The organism is Mycobacterium sp. NGS67 (assembly GCF_059812185.1).
Genome location: NZ_JCALCF010000034.1, coordinates 26,523 through 51,541, shown reverse-complemented (window position 1 = coordinate 51,541; position 25,019 = coordinate 26,523). Strand labels below are relative to the sequence as shown.

Genomic DNA, 25,019 nt, shown 5'->3' with positions numbered 1-25,019 from the left:
AAAAGCCCCATTTTCGCGTCGAAAATGGGGGCTTTTGCGTCTGCTCGCGCAGGCTAGGTGGCCCGCGGATGGGCTCCGGCCCACACCTCGCGCAGCGCGTGCACGGTGACCAACGTATAGATCTGCGTCGTGGTCACCGACGCGTGGCCCAACAGCTCCTGGACCACGCGCACGTCGGCGCCGCCCTCCAACAGGTGCGTGGCGAAGGAGTGCCGCAGCATGTGCGGCGACACACCCGAGGTGATGCCGGCCCGGTCTGCGGCGTCCTGCAGCACCTGCCATGCGCTCTGCCGGGACAACCGGCCGCCGCGGACATTGAGGAAGATGCCCGCAGTGCCACGGCCCCGTCGGGCCAGATCCGGGCGACCGCGCACCAAATAGGCGTCCAGCGCGTGCACCGCCGGCCGCCCGATCGGCACCAGCCGCTGCTTGCCGCCCTTGCCGCGCAACAACACCGACCTGGCGTGGGTGTCGACGTCGTCGACGTCCAGGCCGACCGCTTCGGAAATCCGGGAACCGGTGGAGTACAACAACTCCAGCAGCGCCCGGTTACGCAACGTCAGCGGACCGTCGGAGGCATCCTCGCCGCCGGCGGCTTCCAGCAGCGCCAACACCTGGTCGATGGTGAGGCTTTTGGGTAGCCGCCGCCCCGGCGTCGGCGGGCGCACCGCGCGCGCGACGTCCAGATCGGCCAGCCCTTCGGCGGCGGCGAAGCGGTGCAGTCCGCGCACCGCGATCAGCGCCCGCGCCGCCGACACCGCGGACAGCGCCGTAGCCCCGGAATCCGGATCACCGCGCCGCAGCGCCACTAAGAACTCGCTGACGTCGTTCTCCCCGACCCGGGCCAGATCGTGAATTCCGCGCTCTTCCAAGTGTTTCGCGTAGCGACGCAGGTCGCGGCGATAGGAGCTGAGGGTGTTGGCGGCGACGCCGCGCTCGATGGTCAGATGGTCGAGGTAGCCCTGCAGCTGCCCGTCCAGCGTCAGTGCCGTCGTCACTGCGCGGCCTTGCGTTCGGCGAACGCCGTGGGTTTGTCGACCCACGGACTGTCCACCGGGCGCGGCTGGGCCAGCCCCTCGGTCACCGAGTGCGTCGCCAGAATCCCGGCAATGGCAATGGAATTGACGATCTCACCGCTCAGTACCCGTTGGACCGCGTCGTCGAGGGCGTACCAGCGCATCGTCATGTCGGCTTCTTCGTCCTGCGCCTCGGGGCGTCCGATGTCACTGAGCCCGGTGGCCAGGTACACCCGCACCGATTCGTCGCTGTAGCCGGGGGCGGTGTTGACGTCGAGCAGCACCTGCCAGGTGGTGGCGTGCAGCCCGACCTCTTCCTCGAGCTCACGTGCGGCGGTCAGGTGCGGCGGTTCGCCCGCGGCGTCGAGCAGTCCGGCGGGCAACTCCCAGATCCGGCGCCCGTAGGTGTGGCGGTACTGGTAGACCAACGCGATCTCGTTGTCGTCGTTCATCGCGACGACGGCGACCGCGCCGTAATGTTCGAGCACTTCGCGCTTGGCGGTGTTGCCGCCCGGCATCCGCACTTCGTCGCGGCGTAGCGCGAAAATGGCTCCTTGATAAAGGGATTCGGACGATACCGTCTCGAAGTCGTGCTCAGCCACGGGTGATGGGTTCGGCTAGCGACTGCGCGATGCCACTCCGGTGCTCGTTGCCGTTGGGCCCGTGTTCGGGTATCTCCGGGATCTCCACGGGCAGCAGCTCACCGGCCTTGTAGTCGATGGCCGCCCTGACGAAGGCGACGAACAACGGGTGCGGGCGGGTGGGCCGGCTCTTCAATTCCGGGTGGGCCTGGGTGCCGACGATGAACGGGTGCTGATCGGGTGGGTATTCGACGAACTCCACCAGGTGCCCGTCGGGTGAGGTCCCGCTGAACCGCAGACCGCTTTCGGCGATCTTGTCCCGGTAAGCGTTGTTCACCTCGTAACGGTGCCGGTGCCGCTCAGACACCTCGGTGCTCTGGTATGCCTGCGCCACAATCGAATCCGCGTCCAGTACCGCAGGATAGGCACCGAGTCGCATGGTGCCGCCGAGGTCGGCCTCACCAGCCACGATGTGCTCCTGGTCGGCCATCGTAGAAATCACCGGATCCGGTGTGTCCGGTTCGAATTCGGCCGAATTCGCCTCGGTCAGCCCCACCGAGCGGGCGGCTTCGATCACGATGCACTGCAGCCCGAGGCACAATCCGAACACCGGCAACCCGCGGGCCCGCGCATGCCGGATGGCCCCGATCTTGCCCTCGATGCCGCGGATGCCGAACCCGCCGGGAATCAGCACCCCGTGCACGTCGCCCAGAGCGTGCGCCGCACCACTGGGCGTCTCACAGTCATCGGAAGCCACCCAATGCATTTCGACCTTCGCGCGGTGCTTGAAGCCACCGGCGCGGAGCGCCTCGCTGACCGACAAGTAGGCGTCCGAGAGCTCGATGTATTTTCCTACCAACGCAATTCGCACCGTGTCGTGCGGTTCGTGCACGCGACGCAGCAGGTCGTCCCACTCGGTCCAGTCGACGTCACGGAACGGCAGGTTGAGTCGACGCACCACGAACGCGTCGAGTTCCTCGCGGTGCAACACCTTGGGGATGTCGTAGATGGACGGCGCGTCCGGGGTGGAGATGACACCGTCGATGTCGACGTCACACATCAGCGCGATCTTGTTCTTCAGCGCCTCGGGAACGACGCGGTCGCAGCGCAGGATCAGCGCGTCCGGGCTGATACCGATGCTGCGCAGGGCGGCCACCGAGTGCTGGGTCGGTTTGGTCTTGAGTTCGCCCGACGGAGCCAGATAAGGCACCAGCGACACGTGCAGGAAGAACACGTCCTCGCGGCCCAGGTAGTGGCGGACCTGACGGGCCGCCTCCAGGAACGGCTGGGATTCGATGTCGCCGACCGTGCCGCCGATCTCGGTGATCACCACGTCCGGGCGGTTGCCGTCGGCGTCCGGTTCGGCCATTGCCAGGATGCGACGTTTGATCTCGTCGGTGATGTGCGGAATCACCTGGACGGTGTCGCCGAGGTATTCGCCACGGCGTTCTTTGGCGATTACCGTCGAATACACCTGCCCCGTAGTGACATTCGCCGACCCGGACAGGTCTCGGTCCAGGAAACGCTCGTAGTGCCCGACGTCGAGATCGGTCTCCGCCCCGTCTTCGGTGACGAACACCTCACCGTGCTGGAACGGGTTCATGGTGCCGGGGTCGACATTGAGATAGGGGTCCAGCTTCTGCATCGTGACGTACAGTCCGCGCGCGGTCAGCAACTGACCCAGGCTGCTGGCCGTCAGCCCTTTGCCCAACGAGGAAGCGACCCCACCACTGACGAAGAGGTGCTTGGTGGCAGTCTGCGGATGCTTGCGCAACTGGGCGACCTCCGTGAAGACGGGCAGGGCATGGTGCAGGAAAAACAACGAGCTGGGCCTGCCGACCCACGGAAACCCACCCTAACATCCGCCGCGTCACGCCGCGGGGAACACGCCCTACTGGGGAACGGTGACCGACGCGGCCCCGTGTCCGGTGCCGTAGTGGGCGGGACGGGCACCGCCGAGCAGGTCGTGCAGGGCGAGGATCGCGGTGATCCGCCCGGACTCGGCGTTGACGTCGTCGACCGTGCTGATCGCCCCGGCCATCGCGGCGTCGGCGCGTGCCACCGCCACCGCGGCGCTGCCACCGGCCGAACCGTCGCGACCGGCCAGCACCGTGCCCGAGCCATGCGGGGCCAGGGCAGCCGCGAATCGCGCCACCGTGGCTCCTTGATTGCCGGCATCGGCGGGCAGTCCCCCGCCGGTCACGACGATCGCGGCGTTTGCCACATCGACGTGCTGGCTGGGCTGGTAGGTGATGAACCCGGTTTCCCGCAGGGCGGCCAGGACGGTGTCGCGCTGGGTGTCATCGACCGGCAGCGCATCAGGTTTGGCTGCGGTCAGCAGCGCGATGCCGAGCAGGTCACCGGCCTGGGAACCCTGGTCGACGAGTTTGGTGCTGAGTTGCGTCCCGGCCGGCAGGACGGCCGAGTTGACCACCGAGCGCAGCTTCTCCCCCGAGTTGGCTTCGACGAACTCCTGTGTCAGCGACACCGTTCCGGTGACCGAACCACCGGCCTGTCCCACGATCTTCGATATCGCCGCAACGTCGTCGTCCTTGGCGTCGGGGGTGCGGAAGAGCACCACCGTCTTGCCGGTCAACGCGTCATGCACGATGCGGCCGAGCACCTGGGCATTGAAACTGTTTGCGGCGCTGAGCTTTTCGTTTAGCGCATTGCGCTGGTCGTTGAGTCCGTTGACTTGGGCGGCGAGGTCGCGCTTCTCGTTACGCAGGCTGGACAGCACCGTGTCGGAGAAGAAGCCGGAGCCCAGCACCACTCCGATGGCCAGCGCCAGGAAGACCGCGGCCAGTGAGATTGCATGTTGGCGTAACGAGATCATGATGGTTCCGATCTAGGAGATCAATTGCTGGATCCAGAGGGTGAATTGGTTCCAGTAGTCGACGACCCAGTGCAGCACCACGCCGTCGGTGCGGGACACCCACAGCACCACGATGATGGCAATCAGCATGGTCAGCGCCAACAGCGCGATGGCGCCGCCGGAGATGTGGTTGCGGTACAGGGTGGCGACCGCTCTGGCGTCCACCAGCTTCTCGCCGACCCGAAGCCGGGTCAGGAACGTCGAGGGGTTGCTCTGCGAGCGGGTGCGGTCGAAGAACGTCTCGATGTTGGCGGTGTGACCCGCGGTGACCAGCAGCGCCGCCCCGTGGTGGTCGGCCAACAGCAGCGCGAGGTCGGTTGCCGAACCGGCCGCGGGGAAAGTCATGGCCCCCACCCCCAGGTCCTGGATGCGTTCCAGGCCGGGCGCGTGCCCGTCGGCGTCGGCGGGCAACACCACCTGCGCGCCGCACTTGAGGACCTCGGTGCTGATCTGGTCGGGATCGCCGACGATGAGCTGCGGGCGATAGCCCGCCTTGCGTAGCACGTCGGCACCCTGTCCGACACCGACGAGCACCGGTTGGTACTCCTTGATGAACGGCTTGAGCGACTTCAGGTCCTCGGCGGCGCTGTCCTCCTCCGAGACGATCACCACGTGCCGGCGGCGCATGTCGACGTCGATGTCGGGAATGCCGATGCCGTCGATCAGCAGCGGGCTTTCGCTGCGGATGAACTCAATCGTGTTGCCTGCGAACGCTTCCAGATGGGCTGCCAACCCACTCTTCGCCTCGCGCATCAGGTCGGCGATGTCGTGGTCGGTGCGCTCGGTGCCGCGGATCAGCCGTCGGTCCCCGGAGTACACGCCGCCTTCGTGCAACCGGATCTTGGAGCCGTCCTTGACCTTCTTGAAGATCTCCGGCCCGGTCTCGTCGATCAGAGTGACGCCGTTGTTCACCAACACCTCGGGGCCGAGGTTGGGGTAGCGGCCCGAGACCGACGGGGACGCGTTGACGACGGCGGCGATGTCAGCTTCGACCAATGCGTCGGCGGTGATGCGGTCCAGGTCGAGGATGTCGAGGACGACGATGTCGCCCGGGCACACGCGGCGCAGGAGTCGGTCGATGTTCCGGTCCACACGTGCGGTGCCGATCAGGCCGGGACGGTCACTGTTGCGAGATAGCAGCGCTGACATCTTCATGGGGGCTGATTCTGTCCGCGACGGCCGCCGCAGGTGGGGAGGCGCGCCGTAACATCTGCCTCATAAGTTTAAAACTGTCACATCTGTAACAGGTGCGTTGCGGTCCGGCATCAGCGGTTTGGGCACACTGCTGTATGGCCGCCGCATTGCTGGCGCCTTCAGGCGCGAAAGTCCTCATATGTACGCCAAAACCAGCATTCTGCGTACATATGGGGCCGCTCGCTGCCGCACACCATCCCGGCGTGCCAAGAAGTCCTAGAGTTCGTTCTGCGCGGTGTCGAGCAGCTCGCGGGCGTGAGCCCGACCACTGTCGGACTCCCCCAGCCCGGCCAGCATCCGCGCCAGCTCCGCCACCCGGTCGTCGCTGTCCAGCCGGCGAACCCCGCTGGCACCCGTGGGTCCTTGGCTGTGCACCACCAGATGGACGTCGGCGTACGCCGCAACCTGGGGTAGATGCGTCACGACGATGACCTGATGGGTTCGGGCCAGCCGGGCCAGCCGCCGGCCGATCTGTACCGCCGCCCAACCGCCGACCCCGGCGTCGACTTCGTCGAACACCATCGTCGTGCCGGTCGCCGACCCGGCCAACACAACCTCCAGCGCCAGCATCACCCGCGACAGCTCGCCCCCCGAAGCGCTCTTGGCCAGTGGCAGCACCGACATGCCGCGGTGCGCGGCAAAGCCGAACTCGACCACGTCGACGCCGTCGATGCCGGCCCGCACCGTCTCACCTGAAGGCAGTACCAGCGGATCGTGGGAGTCGGTCAGGTCGGCGGTCACGTCGATACTGAATTCCGCGTCGGCCATCGCCAGCGCCGAAAGCTCGGCGGTGACCTCCTTGGCGAGCTTTTTTGCTGCCTTGTGCCGGCTTCTGCTCAGATCCGTTGCTACCTGCGCCAATTGGTGGCCGAGTTCGTCGGCGCGCCGCTCCAGCGCGGCCAGACCCTCTTCGGAGACGTCGAGCTGGGCCAACCGTTCGCGGGACTCCTGCGCCCACCGCAACACCCCATCGATGTCGGGCGCGTACTTGCGGGTCAAAGTTCGCAGCTGAGCCTGGCGGGCCAGCTTGGCCTCCAGCGCGCTGGCGTCGACGGGTAACCCGTCCAGGTAGTCGCCGAGCTCGCCCACAGCATCGACGATCACCGTCAGGGCACCGGAAATCTGTTCGGCCAGCGTCCGCAGCCGGGCATCGCCGGTCGATTCCAGCGCCGAGCGCGCCCGCCCCAGCGCCTCTGCGGCGCCGAATCCGTCCTCCGACGAGCTCGACAGCGATTCGCGGGCAACCGCCGCAGCCTCGCGCAACGTGTCCAGTTCGGACAGTCGGACGATATCGGCGACCAGTGCCTCGTCCTCCCCCGGCAGCGGGTCGACGGCATCGATCTCGGTCAGCGCGAACTTCAAGCGGTCGGCTTCCTGGACGAGTTCACGGGCGCGATCGCGGCGGTCGGCCAGATCGCGTCGGGCCGTCAACCAGGCGTCGCGCAACTTGCGGTAGCGCTCCAGCGCGGGCCCGACGGCCGCGAACCGGTCCAGCGCACCACGTTGTTCGTCGGGACGCATCAGCCGCAGCTGGTCGTTCTGCCCGTGCAGCGCCAGCAGCTGAGTGGTGAACCCGCTCAACGACTTTGCCGGCACGCTGCGGCCGCCGAGGTAGGCGCGCGACGGCCCGTCCCGATTGACTGTGCGCAGCGCGATCACGCTGCCGTCTTCGTCACGCTCGGCACCGGATGCGTCCAGGATGGCGTCCAGATCCGCGGTCATCGCGTCGGCGACATCGCTTGTGCTGAAACGGCCTTCGACGACGGCGCGCTCGGCCCCGGACCGGACCCGGGCCGGATCGGCACGCCCGCCGCCCAGCAGATGCAACCCGGTGACCACCATGGTCTTGCCGGTGCCGGTCTCGCCGGTCAGTACCGTCAAGCCGCTACCGAACTCGGCGGTCGCGACGCTGATGGCGCCCAGCGAGTCGATTCTGATCTCGGTGAGCACCAGTTACTGCCCGCGCCAACCTGTTACGGGCAACCGGAACTTGGTCACCAAGCGGTCGGTGAACGGCGCGCTGTCCAGCCGCGCCCACTTCACCGGTGTGACAGCGCGACTCACCTCCAACCGACTGCCGGCCGGCACCAGCATCTCCCGGCGTCCGTCGCAGAACACCAGCGCATCGTGACCGTCGGCCTCGACTTCGATCGCAATGACTGCATCCGGGCTGGTGACCATCGGGCGCCCGAACAACGCGTGAGCGTTGTTGGGCACCACCAGGATTGCTTCCAGATCGGGCCACAACACCGGTCCGCCCGCGGAGAACGCGTACGCGGTGGATCCGGTGGGAGTGGCCACCAGCACCCCGTCGCAGCCGAACGTCGAAACCGGCCGACCGTCGATCTCCACCACTACGCCCAGCACCCCCAGCCGGGGACCCTTCTCCAGACTGGCTTCGTTGAGTGCCCAGCCCTGGTCGATCACATCGCCGCCTTGGCGCACAACCACATCCAGCGTCAGACGGTCCTCCACCCGGTAGCTTCTGGCGCAGATGTGATTGAGCACGACGTCGATGGCTTCGGCCTCGGCTTCGGCCAAAAATCCGATGCGGCCCAGGTTCACGCCCAGCACCGGGATGCCGGCGTTGCGCGCCAGCTCGGCCGCGCGCAGGAACGTACCGTCGCCGCCCAGCACGAGGACCAGTTCACAGCCGTCCGCGGCCCTAGGGTCGGCGTCGATCACCTCGATATCGCTGCCCACGGCCCGCATGTCGCCGGGAGCCAACCGCAGCGATCCGCGGTCGACCGCTTCGGCCGACAGCGCACGCAGTTCAATGCCGTTGTCGTTCAATATCTTTTCCACGCGCCGGGCGGTTTCGGTCGCTTCGTCACGGCCGGTGTGGACGACCAGCAGCACGGTCCGTTGCGATGTCACTGCGGCCCCTCCCTGACAGCACGCTGCACCGCAGCCGTCAACTCCTCGCCAGCCAGCCCGCGACCGGGTTCGGCACGCAGCCACAGGAAATACTCGACGTTGCCCGACGGCCCCGGCAACGGACTGGCGGTCACGCCCACCGCGGGCCAGCCGAACTCCGCGGCCCGGCGCGCCACCGTCAGCACCGCATTCGTGCGCAACTGCGGGTCCTGGACGACCCCGCCGGGTCCCACCTGGCCCTTGCCCACCTCGAATTGCGGCTTCACCATGGGAACGATATCCGCGCCGGGCGAAGCGCAACCAACCAGCGCGGGCAACACCGTCGCCAACGAGATAAACGACAGGTCAGCCACCACCAGGCCGACGGGACCGCCGATCGCCGTGGGAGTCAGGTCCCGGACGTTGGTTCGCTCGACCACCATCACCCGCGGATCGCTGCGCAGTGACCAGGCCAGCTGGCCGTACCCGACGTCGGCGGCGACGACCTCGGCGGCGCCCCGGTCCAGGAGGACCTCGGTGAATCCGCCGGTCGATGCGCCCGCGTCCAGACAGCGGCGGCCCTCGACGGGAATCGCGAAGGCGTCCAGGGCCCCGATCAGTTTGTGCGCGCCGCGCGACACCCAGGTGCGTCCGCCGTCGTCGGCCACGGTCAGCGCCGCAGTGACAGACACCGCCGTGGCCGGCTTGACCGCCGGCAGGCCATCGATACGCACCTTCCCGGCGCCGATCAACTCCGCGGCCTGCTGCCGGGAGCGTGCCAGACCACGCCGGACCAGCTCGGCGTCGACGCGGGCACGCCGTGGCACGCGAGCACTCAGCCCTTCTCCGCCGACTCCAGCGCCCGCATCAGCACGTCGTGCGCCTCGGACAGGCGGCGGGCGATGTCTTCGAGCTCTTCGAGCGACGGCCCGGCTCCGGCGTTGTCCGGGTCGGGCAGCTGGGCGAGCAGTTCTTCGATTTCGGCGCGAATCTGGTCAGGATCGATAGTCATTGCGCTCCCTACGCTAGTCACCGGCTAGTCGGTGGGCATCAGCGACCACTTCTGCAGGGCGTCGCGGGCCTGCTCGTCGCCGGCCTCGATGCGCGGCACCTCGTCCAGATCCCAGACGGCCGCGGCCAGTGCGCGCACGATGGCCAGGCCGTCGCCTTGGTCGTCTCCGGTCGCGGTGACCGTTACCGTCTGGTCCCGGCTCTCGACCCGCCAACACGGCTGCGGGCCGACCTTGAGCTGATCGGATTCCAGCAGCAAGGACCGCAAGTCCTGGCCGATGTAGGTAGGCCGCTGATCGGGTTCGGCGTAGACCGCGTCGCGCGCGGAGTTCACCCCGGTGAGCACCATCAGGCTGGGCAAGTCGGCGGCGTTGGCGCCTTCGATGTCGGTGTCCAACCGGTCTCCGACCACCAGTGGGGCGCGGAAGTCACCGCGGCCCACCGCATCTTTCATCAGTTGCGGACCCGGCTTGCCGGCCACCTGCGGGTCCTCGTCGGTGGCCGCTCGCAGCGCGGCGACCAGAGATCCGTTGCCGGGCAACAGACCCCGCTCGGTGGGCAGTGTCTTGTCGACGTTGGCCGCAACCCACAACGCACCGGCCCGGATCGCCAGCGTTGCTTCCGCGAGGTCGGACCAGTTGAGGGTTTTGGACAAACCTTGCACGACGGCGTCGGGTCCGTCATCGAAGCACCGGACCGGACGCAAGCCGACCGCGGAGATCTCGTCGGCCAGTGCGTCGGTGCCGACGACCAGCACCTTGGAATCCGGATCCAACTGTGCGGCAAGCAGATTGGCCGCGCTCTGCGCGCTGGTGACCACATCCTGGCTGTCGGCATCGAACCCGAGCTCACGCAGGTGCGCGGCGACCTCGCCGGCGCTGCGGGAGGCATTGTTGGTGACGAAGAGCTTGCGGCTGTCGATTTCCTCCAACGATTCCACCGCCCCCGCAGTGGGCTCTTGGCCGCGGAAGACGGTGCCGTCCAGGTCCAATAGCAAGCAATCGTATTGCTGTGCAATGTTTTTGGTGTCAGCCAAGTTCGCTGACCCGGTCTTCGGCATCGGTGACGCCCTCGATGTCGGCGGCCGCCGACCGCAAAAACCATTGCAGGGCGTCCTCATCGCGTCCGAGCGCCAGCAACGTTTCGGCGTAGGCGTAGAACAACCGTGCCGCCGTCGAACCGGTGCGCGCCGGGTCCAGCTGCGGGGTGGACAGCACCGTCAGCGCCTGCTCGAGCTGCCCGAGGTCGGCGCGGGCTCCGGCGGCCACGATGCGCAACTCGTCCGCGTCGTCACCGGTGAGCTGGGCCGCCTCGGGCCCGCGCGCCAGGTCGATGGCCCGCTGCGGGCGACCGAGGCCGCGTTCGCAGTCGGCGATGAGCGCCAGCAGCGCGGACTTGCTGCCCATCCTGCGGGCGGCACGGAACTCGGCCAGCGCCTGCGCCCAGTCACCGCAGTGATACGCGGCGATGCCGACCGCCTCACGGACCGCGGCGATCCGGCTGGCCCGGGCGCGGGCCGCACGGGCGTGGCCCAGCGCGGATTGCGGGTCGTCGTCGAGCAGTCCTCCGGCGGCGACCAGGTGCCTCGCGACGGCGTCCGCGGTGGCTCGGTCCAGGGTGCTCAGTTCACGCCGGACGTCGGGCGCCAGTTGTCGGGCGTCGATGTCCGCCGGGATCGGGGGTCCGTCCTGAGCGGGACGTTCGACGTCGGGCCTGGGTTGCGCGGGACGGGCTCGTCCGGGACCCGACCAGGACCCGTTTCGCTCGCGACGCGGATCGCGCCGACGTGAATCGCCCGACGGAGGTCTCGGACGCCGCGCGTCGTCGCGCCCCTGCCTGTCGTCGACCACCCGCTAGAGGTTACGGGCACCCGGGACAGAGACACAATTTGCGAGTTCGGCCGCACCACAACCCGGCTTGGGGTCAGGCCTGCAACTTGTTCGGGAACAACGGCGAGAGCAACGACGGACAATAGGTGGCGATCGCGAGGATGGTGAATCCTGCGGCCCGCTCGCGCGACATGTCGTTGAGTTCCGCAATTTCGGCGACGACGGCCTCGAACGTGCCGCCGGGCGCAAGTACCTTCGGGCACACCGATCGGCCTATCGCGACCGCGGTGGCGGGCTGGCTGTACGCAATACCTGCGTTGGTCAACGCATTGAGGAATGCGTTGCCCAACATGTCTGCGTGGATCGGGGCAGCCACGCCGGCCGAGACGCTGAATACACCGGCGGTCAACGCCAAAACCCTGAGCGCGATCCCGGGTGTGGTCATCGTGACAACAGTGCGCAACGCTGGTCACGTCCGCGACACGGTGGGGTAAAGATTTGCGCACTACCGCGTTTCGGACCGTCGCCGCGATACGCCGCCGTGGTGGCGCGCTACGGGGTTCGTTCGACGCCGGCGATGTTGCGTTTGCCGCGACGCAGCACCAGCCACCGCCCGTGCAGGAAATCGGTTGTCTGCGGTGACCATTCGTCGCTTTCCACGCGAATGTTGTTGACGGACACGCCACCTTCGGCGATCGTGCGACGTGCTGCCTTCCTGCTGTCCGAAAGCCCGCTGGCCACCAGTAGGTCGACAATCCCTTCCGCGTCACCGGGTTTCAGCTCGGCGACCCTGGTCTCACGCAGGGCCGCCGACAACGTCGCCTCGTCGAGGTCCGCCAATTCACCCTGCCCGAACAGCGCCCGGCTGGCATGCTCGACCGCTGCGGTGGCTGCCTCGCCGTGCACCAAAGTGGTGAGTTCAGCGGCCAATCTGCGCTGAGCCGCGCGCTGCTGGGGGCGTTCTGCGGTGGCCTGCTCCAACTCGGCGATTTCCTCGGCCGTCAGGAAGGTGAACCACCGTAGGTAGCGGATCACGTCCGCGTCGGCGGTGTTGACGAAGTACTGGTACCAGGCGTACGGGCTGGTCAGCTGCGGGTCGAGCCACAGGCTGCCACCGCCGGTCGATTTGCCGAACTTGGTGCCGTCTGCTGCGGTCACCAGCGGGACGGTGAGCGCATGCACTGCGGCACTGAGCTTTTGGCGCACCAACCGTACCCCGGCGATGATGTTGCCCCACTGATCCGAGCCGCCGATCTGCAGCGTGCAACCGTGCCGGCGGTGCAGTTCCACGTAGTCGTTGGCCTGCAGCAGCATGTAGCTGAACTCGGTGTAGGAGATCCCGTCGCCTTCGAGCCGACGGCGCACGGTGTCGCGGTCCAGCATCACGTTGATCGAGAAGTGCTTGCCGATATCGCGCAGGAACTCGATTGCCGACATCGGGCGGGTCCAATCGAGATTGTTCTCGACGATGGCACCGGTCGGTGAATTGCCGAAGTCGACGAAACGCTCCAGCTGTCCCCGGATCCGTTCGGTCCATTCGGCGACGATGTCGGCCCCGTGCAGGCTGCGCTCACCGACCTCGCGGGGGTCACCGATCATGCCGGTGGCACCGCCGGCCAGCACAATCGGGCGGTGCCCGGCGCGTTGGAAACGGCGCAACGCCAACAGCGGCACCAGATGCCCCGCGTGCAGGCTCGCCGCGGTGGGGTCGAATCCGGCGTAGACGGTCATCGGACCGCGTTGCGCCTCGGCGGACAGCGCGGCGAGATCGGTGGACTGGGCGATCAATCCACGCCAGTTGAGCTCGTCGAGGATCCCGGAGGGCTCGGTAACCATGGCACAGAGTCTTGCAGGGCCGTCGTTGCTGCCGATACGTGCCCGCGATTCGCTCAGGATGATTTGAGCCGAGCGCCTCGAAGACGACCAGTCGTAGAGTGACTTGCGGCCAGCCGAGGCGAATCTGACCCCCAGTCACGGAGCGATATGCAGAACCAGTTCTTCCCGTTGGTCGTCGTGGCGGTGATGCTTGCCCTCGGTTTGACGCTGACCGTCGAGGACTTCCGACGCGCCGCCACGCTCCGGCGCCCACTGCTGGTGGCGCTGATCTGTCAGTCGCTGCTGTTGCCCGCCGTGTGCCTGCTGATCGCCGAATTACTACACCTTTCGCCCAACCTTGCGGTCGGCCTCATGCTGATGGCCGCTACCCCGGGCGGAATGCTGGCGAATGTCCTGAGCCATCTCGTCGACGGTGACCTCGCGCTCAACCTGACTTTGACGGCGATCAACGCGGTGTTGGCGATCTTCGCGATACCGGCGATCCTGGCGTTCTCGATGACCTGGTTCCTCGGCGACGGACGTTTCATCCCGTTGCAATTCGACAAATTCCTCACCGTGGTCGGCCTCGTGCTGATCCCGACGGCGGTCGGTGTCGCGGTACGCCACCGCTTCCCTGATCTGGCCCGACGGCTACGGAAGCCGGTCAGGATCGCTGCCGCGGTGCTCCTGGTGGTTGCCATCGCCGCCGGGGTTGCGGGCGGCCAGGCGACGCTGTGGAACAACTTCGGCGTGCTCAGCGCCGCAGTGTTGTCCTTCTGCGCCATCAGCCTCACCGTGGGCTACCTGGTGCCCCGCTGGCTGCGCCTGGCGCCGCGACAGGCCATCGCGGTCAGTTTGGAGATCGGACTGCACAATGCCGTGGTGGCAATCGGCATCGCGTTGAGCCCGCAACTGCTGAACAACGCCGAGATAGCCACTCCCGCTGCCGTTTACGGAGTTCTCGCGCCCTTCGTCGCGCTACCGTTCGTCTTTGCTGTTCGCCGCCTGGACGCCGCCTACCGTGCCACGCCGGACCCCGACGACACCCTCATCGAGAAATCTTCGGGTTAGTCACTGGCCACGGCGTCAGGGTCGGCGGGGTTTTCGTGGTCGTAAGGCGTTTGGCGTTGAGTGTGCATCCTTGGCGTTGAGTGTGCAGCCTTGGCGTTGATAGTGAAATGACGGCTTTCGGGGTGAACACACGGCGGGAAAATCGGCGAAATCCCGCCCAGTTTTCACGCGCAAATCCCAGGATTCACACTCAAATCCATAGCTTCACGCTGAAGGTCCAGGTGGAGCCGAACGTGGCGGCGACTAGTCACTTTCGCCGGGCGCGGGCGCTCGCGGACTGCGTCGGTATGCCGACACCTCCGGCCGACCGGCCAGCCACAACCGCCAGGGCCGGTCGGCGGCTTTGCTCACTCCGACGCGCGGTCCTTCGGTGGGTGTGAGCGGACCGTGCAGCTCCAACCGCACTGGCGCGTCGGGATCGAAAAGGTCAATGCCGTTGTCGTCCATGGTGATTCCCAAGGCTGAGCAGAGGTTGCCCGGACCCCGGGCCAGCGCAACGGTGCGCACGAGCTCGCCGCGGCGGTACCGTGCCGTGTCGAACCCGTCCTCGATGGCACACGCCCTGAGCAGCACCGCCGCGGCGGTGCCGTCGGGACCGCACGCGACGTTGGCACACACGTGGATTCCGTGACTGCGGTAGGTGTATAGCCGCCCGGGGGGCCCGAACATAACCGCGTTGCGGGGGGTGGGACCGCGGTAGGAGTGCGCGGCGGCGTCCGGCCACGGTCCGTCCGGGACTCCGCCGTAGGCCTCGACCTCGACGATCGCCGCTGTGACGCCGCGGCTGACGAGGGTGGCGCCGAGTAGGCGGTGGGCGGCGGTAAGGGGGTCGACCGACAATTCGGAGGCGCTCACCGCACCGATTCTGCCCGTGGTGACCGCAAGCGCAGCGAAGCTGGGCGCAGCGGGTCACCGCGACCAAAGTCTCCCCTATTGACAGCAGCAGACATCGGGTGGATATTCATCACATGATGACTTCATCACGCGATGAATTAATGACGGAGGACACTGCGGTCAGCATCGAGCACCTCCGCGTGATCCGCGGCAAACGCCCGGCTCTGCACGACTTCTCCGTCGAGATCGGGCGCGGCAGCATCACCGGCCTGCTCGGTCCGTCCGGGTGCGGTAAGACCACCCTGATCCGCTGCATCGTCGGCAGCCAGATCGTCGCCGGCGGCAAGGTCACGGTGCTCGGGCGGCCGGCCGGATCCGCCGCGCTGCGCCGACGGGTCGGGTACGTGCCCCAGGACCCGACCATCTATCAGGACCTGCGGGTGGTCGACAACGTCCGCTATCTCGCGTCGCTGTACGGCTTCGACGGGGACGCCGCCGACGAGGCCATCGACCGGGTGGGACTGACCGATCACCGAACGGCGTTCTGCACCAACCTTTCCGGCGGCCAGCGCACCCGGGTGTCACTGGCGTGCGCACTGGTCAGCCGGCCCGAGCTGCTGGTGCTCGACGAACCCACCGTGGGACTGGATCCCGTTCTGCGGGTTGACCTTTGGCGGCAATTCCAGGAGCTGGCCGACACTGGTACCACCTTGCTGGTGTCCAGCCACGTGATGGACGAAGCCGACCACTGCGGCGATCTGTTGTTGATGCGCGAAGGCCACCTGGTCGCGCACACCACCCCGGCCCGACTACGAGAGGAAACTTCATGCACGTCACTGGAGGAAGCGTTTCTGTCCATCATCCAGCGCAGCACCGAGCAGCAACCGAAGGCCGGCTAGGGCTCAAGGGATACACCGCGACCACGGCGCGAATCCTGCGCCAGTTGGCCGCCGACCACCGCAGCGTCGCCATGATCATGGTGGTGCCCGTGCTGGTTATCACGTTGATGTACTTCATGTTTCAGAATGCTCCCCACCGCCCGGGCGCTCCGACGCCGTTCAACAATGCCTGCCTGATCCTGCTGGGCCTGTTCCCGCTGTTCGTGATGTTCATCATCACGTCGATCACCATGCAACGCGAGCGCGCGTCGGGAACGCTGGAACGCATCCTGACCACGCCGTTGCGGCGCTTCGACCTGCTGATGGCATACGGCACTGCGTTCTCTATCGCCGCGGCGGCCCAGGCCACGGTGGCGTGCCTGGTCTCGTTCTGGCTGCTGGGCTTCGAGACCACCGGCAGCCCGGCATGGGTGTTCGTGATCGCGATCGCCAACGCGATGCTGGGGGTCGGGCTCGGATTGTTGTTCAGTGCCTTCGCGCGCACGGAATTTCAGGCCGTGCAGTTCATCCCGTTGGTGATGGTGCCGCAGCTGTTGCTGGCCGGGGTAATCGTGCCGCGGGCGGCGATGCCGGACTGGCTGCACTGGATCAGCAACGCCATGCCGGCCAGCTACGCACTCGAGGCGCTGCAGCAGGTGGGTGCGCATCCGGGACTGACCCCGACTACCGTGCGTGACATGGTCGTCGTCCTGGGCTTCGCCGTCGCATCCCTGTGCCTGGCCGCCGCGACCTTGCGGCGGAGGACCCCGTAGCGTGGCGGCAGCCACCGGCAAGAAGCGGCCCGGCCGGCCCGCCGGCAACTCCGACACCCGGGAGCGAATCCTGGTCTGTGCGCGAGAGATGTTCGCCGACAAAGGGATTGACAAGACCTCGATTCGGGCGGTGGCCGCGGCGGCCGGAGTGGACGCCGCCCTGGTGCATCACTATTTCGGCACCAAGGAGCAACTGTTCGCCGCCGCCATCCACATCCCGATCAACCCGATGCAGGTGATCGGGCCGGTGCTGGAAGCACCGATCGAGGAGATGGGGCTGCGGCTGCCCTCGCTGCTGTTGCCGCTGTGGGATTCGGAGCTGGGCGCGCAGTTGATCGCCACGCTGCGCTCGCTGATCTCGGGCAACGACGTGGGTCTGGCGCGCTCGTTCCTGCAGGAAATCGTCGGCGGCGCGGTGGGTACGCGGGTCGACAATCCGCCCGGAACGGGAAAGATCCGCACCCAGTTCGTCGCCTCGCAATTGATGGGCGTCGTGATGGCCCGCTACATCATCAAGGTCGAACCGTTCGCGTCACTGCCGACCGAGCAGATCGTGCAGACCATCGCGCCGAACCTACAGCGCTATCTCACCGGGGATCTTCCGGAAGGCCTTGCGCCGTGAAGCGCGCATGTTCGTCGTCGTCGACGTCACGGGCCTCGTCCACGAGCAGCACCGGGATGCCGTCGTCGATGCGGTAGGCACGCCGCAACCGCGGGTTGTAGAGCGCTTTGCCGTCGTCGACCAGCAGCAGCGGCCCCCGGTCGGCCGGGCACACCAGGATCTGCAGCAAGGTGTCGTCAAGCATCGGCGGGCACCTTCTTGCCGCTGATCTCGGTGCGTGCCGCCGGGGTCAGTCGGCGGAACTCGTTGCTGCCGGCATCCAGATACCAGGCCTGACGGCCGGATTTGGGGATACCGGCGGCCCGCAGCGCGCTGACCGTGGGCCGGTAGGTGGCGCTGAGCTCGAACTTGGGCACCACATGAACGATGTCGGGACCCAGCCCCACCGGCATGCCCGCGATTGCCTCGGTCAGGTCGGCGGCGGTGATGGTGGCACCCGGCCGCAGCGTCACCGCGGACACCGCCAGATAACGGTCGCCCACCGGGACGCCGTAGGTCACCGCGAGGTCGACCGCGCTGATGCACCCGAGTGCATCGGTGACCGGTTCGGCGTACACCATGCCGCGCGCCGTGCGAACCACCGAGCCGCGCCGGCCGGCCAACCAGAAGTCCCCGTCCTCGTCCCGGCGGAACAGGTACTCGGTGGAGATCCAGGTGTCGGCGGGAGAAAAGACCCCGCGCTTGACCGAAGCGCTCGGATCGATCGGCCCACGGGACTGCGCCAACAGCACCCCGATCTGGTTGGTCTCGGCAACCTGCACGAAGCCGTCGTCGTTCTCCAGGATCAGATCCTGCTCGGCGTCGTAGGCGCCCAGTTCCACTCGACCGGCACCCGGCAGCGGCCGTCCCTTGCTGCCGACCTTGGCGCCGGACACGTTGGCCAGCACCGCCTGCCCGTCGGTGGTGGCGAAGAACTCCACGACGTGAGCGGGAGCGAACGCATCTTCCACCCGGCGCCACAAACCGGTGGGCATGCCGGAGCCGATGAACAACCGCACCGGATGGTTGCCGTGCAGCGCGAACTCCGGGTCGTCGACGACGTCGCGCAGCATGGCCCAGGTGTAGGAGACCACCGTGACGCCGTACTGACGGACCTCGGAGACGAACCGATCCGGTCGGATGCCGCGGGACAACGCGATGCGGGTACCGCCGACCACCGCCCCGCCCAGGCTGACCAGCAGCGCGGACTCGTGATGCAGCGGCGTGAGGCAGTAGACGGTGTCCTTGCGGTCCAGTGCCGCCGTCGAGGCCGTTCCGAACGCCGACAGAGCCCACCGGAAGTTGGTGATCTGCTTGGCGACCAGTTCGCCGCCGGCGGCATTGAACGCGATGAACGCCAGGTCCCGCGCGAAGCCCGGGTTGGGCCGGTACCAGGCCGGCAACTGCACGGCGTCGGGATCGATCTGCTCCATGTCGATCACGTCCGCGTCTTCGGGTAGGTGCAGATCGCGCGACTCGCCACCGCCGAGCACCAGGATCTGGCCCTGCAGCTGCCGGGCGGCCTCGAGGTTGCTGGGGTCGGTCAGGATTTCGCTGACTCCCCCGAGCCGCACCTGCGCGGCCAGGTCGACGTCCTGGCGCATCATCACGGCGACCGCACCGAGGCGGGACAGGGCAGCGATGGCGACCAGCGCGCTGGGCCGGGTTTCCATCAGCAACCCCACCCGGTCGCCCTGCCGTACCCCCACCTCGATCAGGCCACGCACGACGTTGTTGATCCGGCGGTTGACCGCCTCGTAGGTGTGCACGCGGCCGTCGAACAACAGGAATTCACCCTGCGGGGCGTCTCGGGCCTGTTCCTCGATGATGCGGCCCAACGAGATTCGGGTGTGGTCGTTGAGTTGCCCGAGTCGGGCCAGCCTCGGCAGGGTGCGGACGGTCTCGACGGCCAGGGTGCGCATCGATCGGTTGGCCGCGACGACGGCGTCGGCGGCACCGCGGGCCATCGCCAGCGCCGCCTCGGACACCTCCCCCACCCCGTGTGCGAGCCGGGAGCTGAGTGCGACCCCGCTGTCGGTGCTCTCGGCGGACTGCTCGACCATCAACCCGATGCTGCCGGGCTTGTCGCCGCCGCCGGAGATCCAGCGCACCCACTCGACGACGGTCGGCCAGCTCTGTTGAGCCGCCCGGGATCCCACTACCAGGCCGAAATGACCTGTCCGGATCAAGCATTCGTAGACCTCGGTGTTGGGTGCGGCCCGGCGGATGCCGCGTACCGAGGCCGGCTGGCCGATGTCGTCGACCTCACCGACGAACGCCAGGACCGGGACGGTGATGTCGGTGAGCGTCACCAGCTGGCCGTTGATGGCGAAACCGCCGGTCATCATCCGGTTGTGCGCGATGAACTGCTTGAGCAACTCCGAGATCGCCGGCCCCGACCAGGCGATCCAGCCTTCACGCTCGAGGAATCGGCGCTGCTGTTCGCGCGGCAGCAGCGCCTCACGGTCGTGCAGTTGACGCACGAAGTCGACGCGCGCCTTGGCCGTCTTCAACGGATCCATCATCTGAAAACCGGTGCGCGCCATCCAGCTTGGGATGTTCAACCGGTTGAATACGTGGTCGGCCATGAAATCGGCCATGCCGGGAGCCAGGTTCGCCGGCAGTCCCATCGGAAGCGCGGCCAGCGTGTCCACCGGGGAACCGAACGCGACGATGCTGGCCAGGCTCTTGGAGCGCCGATACGCCGCGACCTGGTAGCACCACATTCCGCCCTGCGAATACCCGACCAGGTGCACGTCCTGCCCGGTGGCGTCCTTCACCGTGTCGATGGCCTGGCTGAGGGCGACGATGTGGTCGGCGAGGTTGCGGCGCATGCCGCCTTCGACCTTGTCGGGAGAGCCGAAATCGATGACCCAGCAGTCCAGCCCGCCGGCGTGCAGGATTCCCACCGCACCGTCCTCGCGGGTCACATCCCACATGTCGGCCGACATCATCATCGGGTGCACCATCAGCACCGGCGGACCCACCTGCGGTTGTCCCGGCCGGTTGTCCGGCGGAAAGTACCGCCGGAGTTTGTACATGGGTACGCTCTCGACGGTCTGAGACGGCGACGGGACGCTGCCCGTTTCCAGGCCCCCCAGTCGCAGCACTTCCAACCCGTTCTGGGCTGTGGCCACCAACCGCTCGACCGGCCTGGTCACCATCGACAAATTGAGATCCACCGCTGCTCCTGACTGCTCGCTGAGTTGGCCTTGACCAGCGTGGACATCATGGCACATCGCTGTCGAAGTGTGGTCTGGGTCACTGGGTTTTGGGTCACCCACCAGCCAGCGGTCTGTCACAGCGGGACGAGATGCGTTGTCTGTCGCGCCTTTTGGCGACCGCGCGGCGCAGAGCGCGGGCCCGTGATCGGGTTGATCGTGGCGGCCGCTGTCACGCACACGGTCCGCGCATGCCCACCCGCGGCCGCACCTACTACCGTCGTCAAAGTGGCACACCTGCTCGGAGCCGAGGCCGTGCACCTGGCATATCCGACCCAGGTGATCTTCGATTCGGTCACGCTCGGCGTGAACGACGGCGCCCGCATCGGCATCGTGGGCCGAAACGGGGACGGTAAGTCCAGCTTGCTGGGCCTGCTCACCGGCTCGGTCCGGCCGGACTCCGGCCGGGTCACCCACCGGAGCGGGCTGCGAGTCAGCGCGCTCAGCCAGGCCGACATCCTGGACGCAGGCAGCACCGTCGCCGCGACGCTCGTCGGCGACCAACCCGAACACCAATGGGCCGGCGACGCCCGCATCCGCGACGTGGTCGACGGACTCGTATCCGACATCGATTGGGACGGAACGATTTCGACCCTCAGCGGTGGTCAGCGGCGACGGGTGCAACTGGCCCAATTGCTGATCGGCGAATGGGATGTGATCGCCCTCGACGAACCCACCAACCATCTCGACATCGAGGGCATCACCTGGCTGGCGCGCCATCTGCGTCAGCGCTGGGCACGCAACAGCGGCGGACTGTTGCTGGTCACCCACGACCGCTGGTTTCTGGACGAAGTCGCCACCACAACCTGGGAAGTGCACGACGGCGTCGTCGAACCGTTCGAAGGCGGATACGCAGCGTATGTGCTGCAACGGGTCGAACGGGACCGGATCGCCGCCGCGGCAGAAGCCAAACGGCAGAACCTGATGCGCAAGGAATTGGCGTGGTTGCGCCGCGGGCCCCCCGCGCGCACCTCCAAGCCCAAATTCCGGATCGAGGCCGCCAACCAGCTGATCGCGGACGTCCCGCCGCTGCGCAACCCGGTCGAGTTGGCCAAACTGGCCACCTCCCGGCTGGGCAAAGACGTCGTCGATCTGCTCGACGTATCGGTCTCCTACCAGGGTCGCGCGGTGTTGCGCGACGTCGAGTGGCGCATCGCGCCCGGGGAACGCACCGGCATCGTCGGAGCAAACGGTGCCGGAAAGTCGACGCTGCTGGGCTTGATCGCCGGTACGGTCCAGCCGGACAGCGGGCGGGTCAAGCGCGGCAAGACGGTGCAGTTGGCGGTGCTGGACCAGCGTGGGGACGAGCTGAAAGCTCTCGCCGCCGAGCGAATCGCCGACGTACTGGGCCGCCTGCAGACCGGTTATGAGGTGGAGGGCCGGGAGATGACGCCCACCCAGTTGCTCGAGCGGCTGGGCTTCGGCCGCGGGCAGCTGTCGGCGCGTGTCGGTGAGCTGTCCGGTGGTCAGCGACGGCGTCTGCAGCTCATGCTCACCCTGCTGGCCGAGCCGAATGTGCTGCTACTCGACGAACCCACCAACGACGTCGACACCGACATGTTGACCGCCACCGAAGACCTGCTCGACTCCTGGGCGGGCACCTTGATCGTGGTATCCCACGACCGTTACCTGCTCGAACGCGTCACCGACCAGCAGTACGCGATCCTGGACGGCCGGTTGCGGCATCTGCCCGGCGGCATCGACGAATATCTCGAGCTCGCCACCCGCACCACGGCCAGGACCGCCGCAGACGCACCGGCGCAAACGGCACAGGCGATGTCGGGTGCGCAGCGGCGCGCCGCCGAGAAGGAGTTGGCCTCCATCGACCGTCAACTCGCGCGCCTGACCGAGCGGATCACCGCCATGCACACCGAACTCGCCGAGCACGACCAATCCGACCACGTCGGCATCACGGCGCTGACCCAGCGATTGCGCACGCTGGAAGACGACGTCGTCGTATTGGAGGGGCAATGGCTCGAATTGTCGGAAACACTCGAATGAAGCCGATCTCGTATCCGCCCGGCGAAGCGCTGCTCGCGCTGTACAAGCGTCATGGTCCGGTGACCAATGCCGGCATCGGGCGGCACGGGTTCGTATATCTGTTGGGCCCCGAGGCGAACAAGTTCATCTTCGCCAACGCCGACGCGTTCAGCTGGCGCGAGACGTTCGAGAATCTGGCGCCCGTCGACGGCCCGACCGCGCTGATCGTCAGTGACGGTGCGGACCATCGCCGGCGGCGCAGTGTGGTCGCACCCGGTCTGCGGCACCGGCAGATTCAGGACTATGTGCAGACCATGGTGTCCACCGTGGACAGCGCGATCGACGGCTGGCGGGCCGGCCAGCGGCTGGACATCTATGCCGAGTTCCGCTCGGTTGTGCGGCGCAGCACCGCTGAGAGTCTGTTCGGTTCGCGCATGGCCGCGCATTCGGACTTCCTGGGCGAGCAACTGCAACCCCTGCTCGACCTCACTCACCGGCCCCCGCAGGTGATGCGCCTGCAGCGGCGGTTCAACTCGCGGGGCTGGCGGGCAGCGATGAACGCCCGCAAGCGCATCGACGACCTGATGGACCGTGAGATCGCCGATGCGCGGGCCAATCCCAGACCCGACGACCATCTGCTGACCATCTTGCTCAACGGTCGCTCCGACGAAGGTGCAACCCTGAGCGACAACGAGATTCGCGATCAGATCGTGTCGATGATCACCGCCGGTTTCGAAACCACCAGCGCCGCACTGGCATGGGCGGCCTATACCTTGCTCACGCTGCCCGGCGCGTGGGACGCCGCCGCCGAAGAAGTGGACCGGGTGCTGGGCGGCCGGACGCCTACGGCTGCGGATCTCACTGCGCTGACCTACCTCAACGGCGTTGTGCACGAAACACTTCGGCTGTACTCACCGGGGGTGATCTCGGCCCGGCGGGTGATGCGCGACCTGTCTTTCGACGGGCACCGGATCCGGACCGGGCGGATGATCGTGTTCAGTGCGTATGTGACGCACCGAGACGCCGCGTCATGGCCTCATCCCCGCGAATTTCGCCCGGAGCGGTGGGACCCCTCAACAGCTGGTTACCGCAAACCCGCTCCGCACGAATTCATTCCGTTCAGTGGCGGGTTGCACCGGTGCATCGGCGCGGTCATGGCGGTCACCGAGATGACAGTCATGCTGGCGCGACTGGTGGCCCGGACCCGACTTCGACTGCCACCTCAGCGCATTCGCGCGGTCAACTTCGCCGCGTTGAGTCCGCGGCCGGGTCTGACGGTGCAGGTGGACGAGTCAGTGCCAGCGCAGTAACACCAGTTCCGCGCAGAACCCGGGACCCATCGCCAGCATCAGGCCGGGACTGCCGGTGGGCGGACGCTTCTCGATGGTGTCGCGCAGGATGTGCAGGACCGACGAGGACGACAGGTTCCCGATTTCGCCGAGCGAACGCCACGTCAGCTCCAGCGCCTCGGGCGCCAACTGCAGGCTGTCGGTGATCGCGTGGATGACCTTCGGTCCGCCGGGGTGGCTCACCCAGGCACCGATGTCGTCCTTGGTCAAGCCGTGCGCGGTAAGGAAGCCGTCGACGTCGGAGGCCAGGTATTGCTCGATCAGATCGGTCAGATCCGGTGACAACCGCAGCTGCAGACCGTGCGAGCCCACGTCCCAGCCCATGATGTGCAGGGATTCGGGGTACAGGCTGCTGCGTGAATCGATGATGTCCGGGCCGGCGGCACTCAGTTTTTCAGCGCGCCGGTCTCCGACGGCGACCACAGCTGCTGCGCCGTCGCCGAACAGCGCCGAACCCACCAGCCCCGACACCGTCGGCTTGACCGCGGGGTAGGTGAGCGAGCACAGCTCGACGGAGATCAGGACGGCGACGTCGTCCGGGGCACCACGCAGATAGTCGTTCAGTCGCCCCACCCCCGCCGCGCCGGCGACGCAGCCCAGGCCGAACAGCGGCATCCGTCGGACGTCGGGACGCAGGCCGAGCCGGCCGGCGATCCGGGCATCCAACGACGGCACGGCCACCCCGGTGACGGTCGTGGTGACGATCAGGTCGATGTCCTGCGGTTGTAGCCCGGCTTCGTCGAGGGCGCCCATCAGTGCCTCGATGCCGAGATCGACCGCCTTGTCGATGAAGATCTCGTTGGCGGCGCCGAAGTCGGTCAGCGCCGGGTACTGCTCGAGCGGCAGCACGAAGTGGCGACCGTTGACCTTGGCGGATTTGTGCAGACGCCGCACGATGTCCTCGTGTTCCTGAAGACCCGGGAACCCGACGAAAAGGTCGGTGATCTCACTCTGGCTGTATCGGTGTGGCGGCAATGCCCCGTACACACCTGCGATGACGCTCATGCACCTGCCTCGATTGGTTGCCCCCGCTGATCTGTTGCCCGAATGTGCAGTTTAGTGGTCAATTCGGGACGTCGCAAAGATTCCGCTTATTCGACACCTGTCGTATCCGGGCCGATTTCGGACCCGAATT

Annotated in this window: 22 protein-coding genes and 1 pseudogene; 6 read left to right on the top strand and 17 right to left on the bottom strand. The window is 67.2% G+C overall.

Annotated features, from left to right (window positions below; all coding sequences use genetic code 11):
• Positions 1-53: 53 nt before the first annotated feature.
• From xerD to tyrS, 13 genes are all read right to left on the bottom strand, one after another.
• Complete coding sequence (gene xerD / locus AC5Y4D_RS23700; protein ID WP_500038372.1) at positions 54-986, bottom strand: site-specific tyrosine recombinase XerD; 933 nt, start codon at positions 984-986, stop codon at positions 54-56.
• Positions 987-994: 8 nt separating this feature from the next.
• Positions 995-1,618 carry an NUDIX domain-containing protein gene (locus tag AC5Y4D_RS23695; protein ID WP_500038369.1) on the bottom strand — a complete coding sequence of 208 codons (624 nt, stop codon included), beginning with the start codon at positions 1,616-1,618 and terminating at the stop codon, positions 995-997.
• Positions 1,611-3,371, bottom strand: a complete 1,761-nt coding sequence (gene pyrG, locus AC5Y4D_RS23690; protein WP_500038371.1) for a CTP synthase — start codon at positions 3,369-3,371, stop codon at positions 1,611-1,613. The genes AC5Y4D_RS23695 and pyrG overlap by 8 nt, the downstream gene beginning before the upstream one ends.
• A gap of 117 nt (positions 3,372-3,488) precedes the next feature.
• Complete coding sequence (locus tag AC5Y4D_RS23685) at positions 3,489-4,433, bottom strand: copper transporter (protein WP_500038368.1); 945 nt, start codon at positions 4,431-4,433, stop codon at positions 3,489-3,491.
• A gap of 12 nt (positions 4,434-4,445) precedes the next feature.
• Positions 4,446-5,627: a putative cytokinetic ring protein SteA gene (gene steA, locus AC5Y4D_RS23680; protein ID WP_499942769.1), complete on the bottom strand. Its 1,182-nt coding sequence runs from the start codon at positions 5,625-5,627 to the stop codon at positions 4,446-4,448.
• Between the two features lie 255 nt (positions 5,628-5,882).
• Positions 5,883-7,616, bottom strand: a complete 1,734-nt coding sequence (gene recN, locus AC5Y4D_RS23675) for a DNA repair protein RecN (protein WP_500038367.1) — start codon at positions 7,614-7,616, stop codon at positions 5,883-5,885.
• Between the two features lie 3 nt (positions 7,617-7,619).
• Positions 7,620-8,543, bottom strand: a complete 924-nt coding sequence (locus AC5Y4D_RS23670) for an NAD kinase (protein ID WP_499942775.1) — start codon at positions 8,541-8,543, stop codon at positions 7,620-7,622.
• Positions 8,540-9,349, bottom strand: a complete 810-nt coding sequence (locus AC5Y4D_RS23665; RefSeq protein ID WP_499942778.1) for a TlyA family RNA methyltransferase — start codon at positions 9,347-9,349, stop codon at positions 8,540-8,542. Before AC5Y4D_RS23665 ends, AC5Y4D_RS23670 begins: the two co-directional genes overlap by 4 nt.
• A gap of 8 nt (positions 9,350-9,357) precedes the next feature.
• Positions 9,358-9,534: a hypothetical protein gene (locus AC5Y4D_RS23660; protein ID WP_499942782.1), complete on the bottom strand. Its 177-nt coding sequence runs from the start codon at positions 9,532-9,534 to the stop codon at positions 9,358-9,360.
• A 24-nt stretch (positions 9,535-9,558) separates the two neighbouring features.
• A complete protein-coding gene (locus AC5Y4D_RS23655; protein ID WP_499942785.1) occupies positions 9,559-10,593 on the bottom strand; it encodes an HAD-IIA family hydrolase in 1,035 nt (344 codons plus the stop codon).
• Positions 10,562-11,383 (bottom strand): tetratricopeptide repeat protein, encoded by an 822-nt coding sequence (locus AC5Y4D_RS23650; protein WP_500038366.1) that lies wholly within the window; start codon positions 11,381-11,383, stop codon positions 10,562-10,564. The genes AC5Y4D_RS23655 and AC5Y4D_RS23650 overlap by 32 nt, the downstream gene beginning before the upstream one ends.
• Positions 11,384-11,456: 73 nt before the next feature.
• A complete protein-coding gene (locus AC5Y4D_RS23645; RefSeq protein ID WP_500038365.1) occupies positions 11,457-11,807 on the bottom strand; it encodes a DUF732 domain-containing protein in 351 nt (116 codons plus the stop codon).
• A gap of 107 nt (positions 11,808-11,914) precedes the next feature.
• Positions 11,915-13,198 carry a tyrosine--tRNA ligase gene (gene tyrS / locus AC5Y4D_RS23640; RefSeq protein WP_500038364.1) on the bottom strand — a complete coding sequence of 428 codons (1,284 nt, stop codon included), beginning with the start codon at positions 13,196-13,198 and terminating at the stop codon, positions 11,915-11,917.
• 147 nt (positions 13,199-13,345) lie between these two features.
• Here tyrS and AC5Y4D_RS23635 point away from each other — a divergent pair, with 147 nt between their 5' ends.
• A complete protein-coding gene (locus tag AC5Y4D_RS23635; protein WP_500038363.1) occupies positions 13,346-14,248 on the top strand; it encodes a bile acid:sodium symporter family protein in 903 nt (300 codons plus the stop codon).
• Between the two features lie 243 nt (positions 14,249-14,491).
• Here AC5Y4D_RS23635 and AC5Y4D_RS23630 read toward each other — a convergent pair whose 3' ends face one another.
• Positions 14,492-15,103 carry a DNA-3-methyladenine glycosylase gene (locus tag AC5Y4D_RS23630; protein ID WP_500038362.1) on the bottom strand — a complete coding sequence of 204 codons (612 nt, stop codon included), beginning with the start codon at positions 15,101-15,103 and terminating at the stop codon, positions 14,492-14,494.
• Between the two features lie 113 nt (positions 15,104-15,216).
• On the opposite strand from AC5Y4D_RS23630, the gene AC5Y4D_RS23625 reads away from it, so the two are divergent.
• From AC5Y4D_RS23625 to AC5Y4D_RS23615, 3 genes are read left to right on the top strand one after another with little or no spacing between them, the layout of a single operon-like run.
• The gene (locus AC5Y4D_RS23625) at positions 15,217-15,981 is read left to right on the top strand and encodes an ABC transporter ATP-binding protein (RefSeq protein ID WP_500038361.1); all 765 of its coding nucleotides are present in this window, start codon (positions 15,217-15,219) and stop codon (positions 15,979-15,981) included.
• Entirely contained in the window at positions 15,909-16,733 is an 825-nt protein-coding gene (locus tag AC5Y4D_RS23620) for an ABC transporter permease (RefSeq protein ID WP_500038360.1), read from the top strand. Before AC5Y4D_RS23625 ends, AC5Y4D_RS23620 begins: the two co-directional genes overlap by 73 nt.
• A 1-nt stretch (position 16,734) precedes the next feature.
• Complete coding sequence (locus AC5Y4D_RS23615; RefSeq protein ID WP_500038359.1) at positions 16,735-17,355, top strand: TetR/AcrR family transcriptional regulator; 621 nt, start codon at positions 16,735-16,737, stop codon at positions 17,353-17,355.
• Here AC5Y4D_RS23615 and AC5Y4D_RS23610 read toward each other — a convergent pair.
• Both AC5Y4D_RS23610 and AC5Y4D_RS23605 read right to left on the bottom strand, forming a co-directional pair.
• Positions 17,321-17,539: a Trm112 family protein gene (locus tag AC5Y4D_RS23610; RefSeq protein ID WP_499942810.1), complete on the bottom strand. Its 219-nt coding sequence runs from the start codon at positions 17,537-17,539 to the stop codon at positions 17,321-17,323. The genes AC5Y4D_RS23615 and AC5Y4D_RS23610 overlap by 35 nt on opposite strands.
• Positions 17,532-20,573: an acyl-CoA synthetase gene (locus AC5Y4D_RS23605; protein ID WP_500038358.1), complete on the bottom strand. Its 3,042-nt coding sequence runs from the start codon at positions 20,571-20,573 to the stop codon at positions 17,532-17,534. The genes AC5Y4D_RS23610 and AC5Y4D_RS23605 overlap by 8 nt, the downstream gene beginning before the upstream one ends.
• A 210-nt stretch (positions 20,574-20,783) precedes the next feature.
• Here AC5Y4D_RS23605 and AC5Y4D_RS23600 point away from each other — a divergent pair, with 210 nt between their 5' ends.
• A complete protein-coding gene (locus AC5Y4D_RS23600; protein ID WP_500038357.1) occupies positions 20,784-22,556 on the top strand; it encodes an ABC-F family ATP-binding cassette domain-containing protein in 1,773 nt (590 codons plus the stop codon).
• A gap of 5 nt (positions 22,557-22,561) precedes the next feature.
• Positions 22,562-23,845, top strand: coding sequence for a cytochrome P450 (locus AC5Y4D_RS23595; protein ID WP_500038370.1), 1,284 nt, complete (start codon positions 22,562-22,564; stop codon positions 23,843-23,845).
• Here the strand turns inward: AC5Y4D_RS23595 and AC5Y4D_RS23590 are convergent.
• Positions 23,828-24,892, bottom strand: a pseudogene (locus tag AC5Y4D_RS23590) (type III polyketide synthase); the annotation flags it as partial. The gene AC5Y4D_RS23595 and the pseudogene AC5Y4D_RS23590 overlap by 18 nt on opposite strands.
• Positions 24,893-25,019 lie beyond the last annotated feature (127 nt).

Coding starts and splice junctions, on each gene's coding strand:
- AC5Y4D_RS23645 (WP_500038365.1), bottom strand. CDS start 11,807: ATGACCACACCCGGGATCGCGCTCAGGGTTTTGGCGTTGACCGCCGGT.
- AC5Y4D_RS23625 (WP_500038361.1), top strand. CDS start 15,217: ATGATGACTTCATCACGCGATGAATTAATGACGGAGGACACTGCGGTC.
- AC5Y4D_RS23635 (WP_500038363.1), top strand. CDS start 13,346: ATGCAGAACCAGTTCTTCCCGTTGGTCGTCGTGGCGGTGATGCTTGCC.
- AC5Y4D_RS23655 (WP_499942785.1), bottom strand. CDS start 10,593: ATGCCGAAGACCGGGTCAGCGAACTTGGCTGACACCAAAAACATTGCA.
- steA (WP_499942769.1), bottom strand. CDS start 5,627: ATGAAGATGTCAGCGCTGCTATCTCGCAACAGTGACCGTCCCGGCCTG.
- AC5Y4D_RS23610 (WP_499942810.1), bottom strand. CDS start 17,539: ATGCTTGACGACACCTTGCTGCAGATCCTGGTGTGCCCGGCCGACCGG.
- tyrS (WP_500038364.1), bottom strand. CDS start 13,198: ATGGTTACCGAGCCCTCCGGGATCCTCGACGAGCTCAACTGGCGTGGA.
- AC5Y4D_RS23620 (WP_500038360.1), top strand. CDS start 15,909: ATGCACGTCACTGGAGGAAGCGTTTCTGTCCATCATCCAGCGCAGCAC.
- AC5Y4D_RS23605 (WP_500038358.1), bottom strand. CDS start 20,573: ATGTGCCATGATGTCCACGCTGGTCAAGGCCAACTCAGCGAGCAGTCA.
- AC5Y4D_RS23660 (WP_499942782.1), bottom strand. CDS start 9,534: ATGACTATCGATCCTGACCAGATTCGCGCCGAAATCGAAGAACTGCTC.
- AC5Y4D_RS23685 (WP_500038368.1), bottom strand. CDS start 4,433: ATGATCTCGTTACGCCAACATGCAATCTCACTGGCCGCGGTCTTCCTG.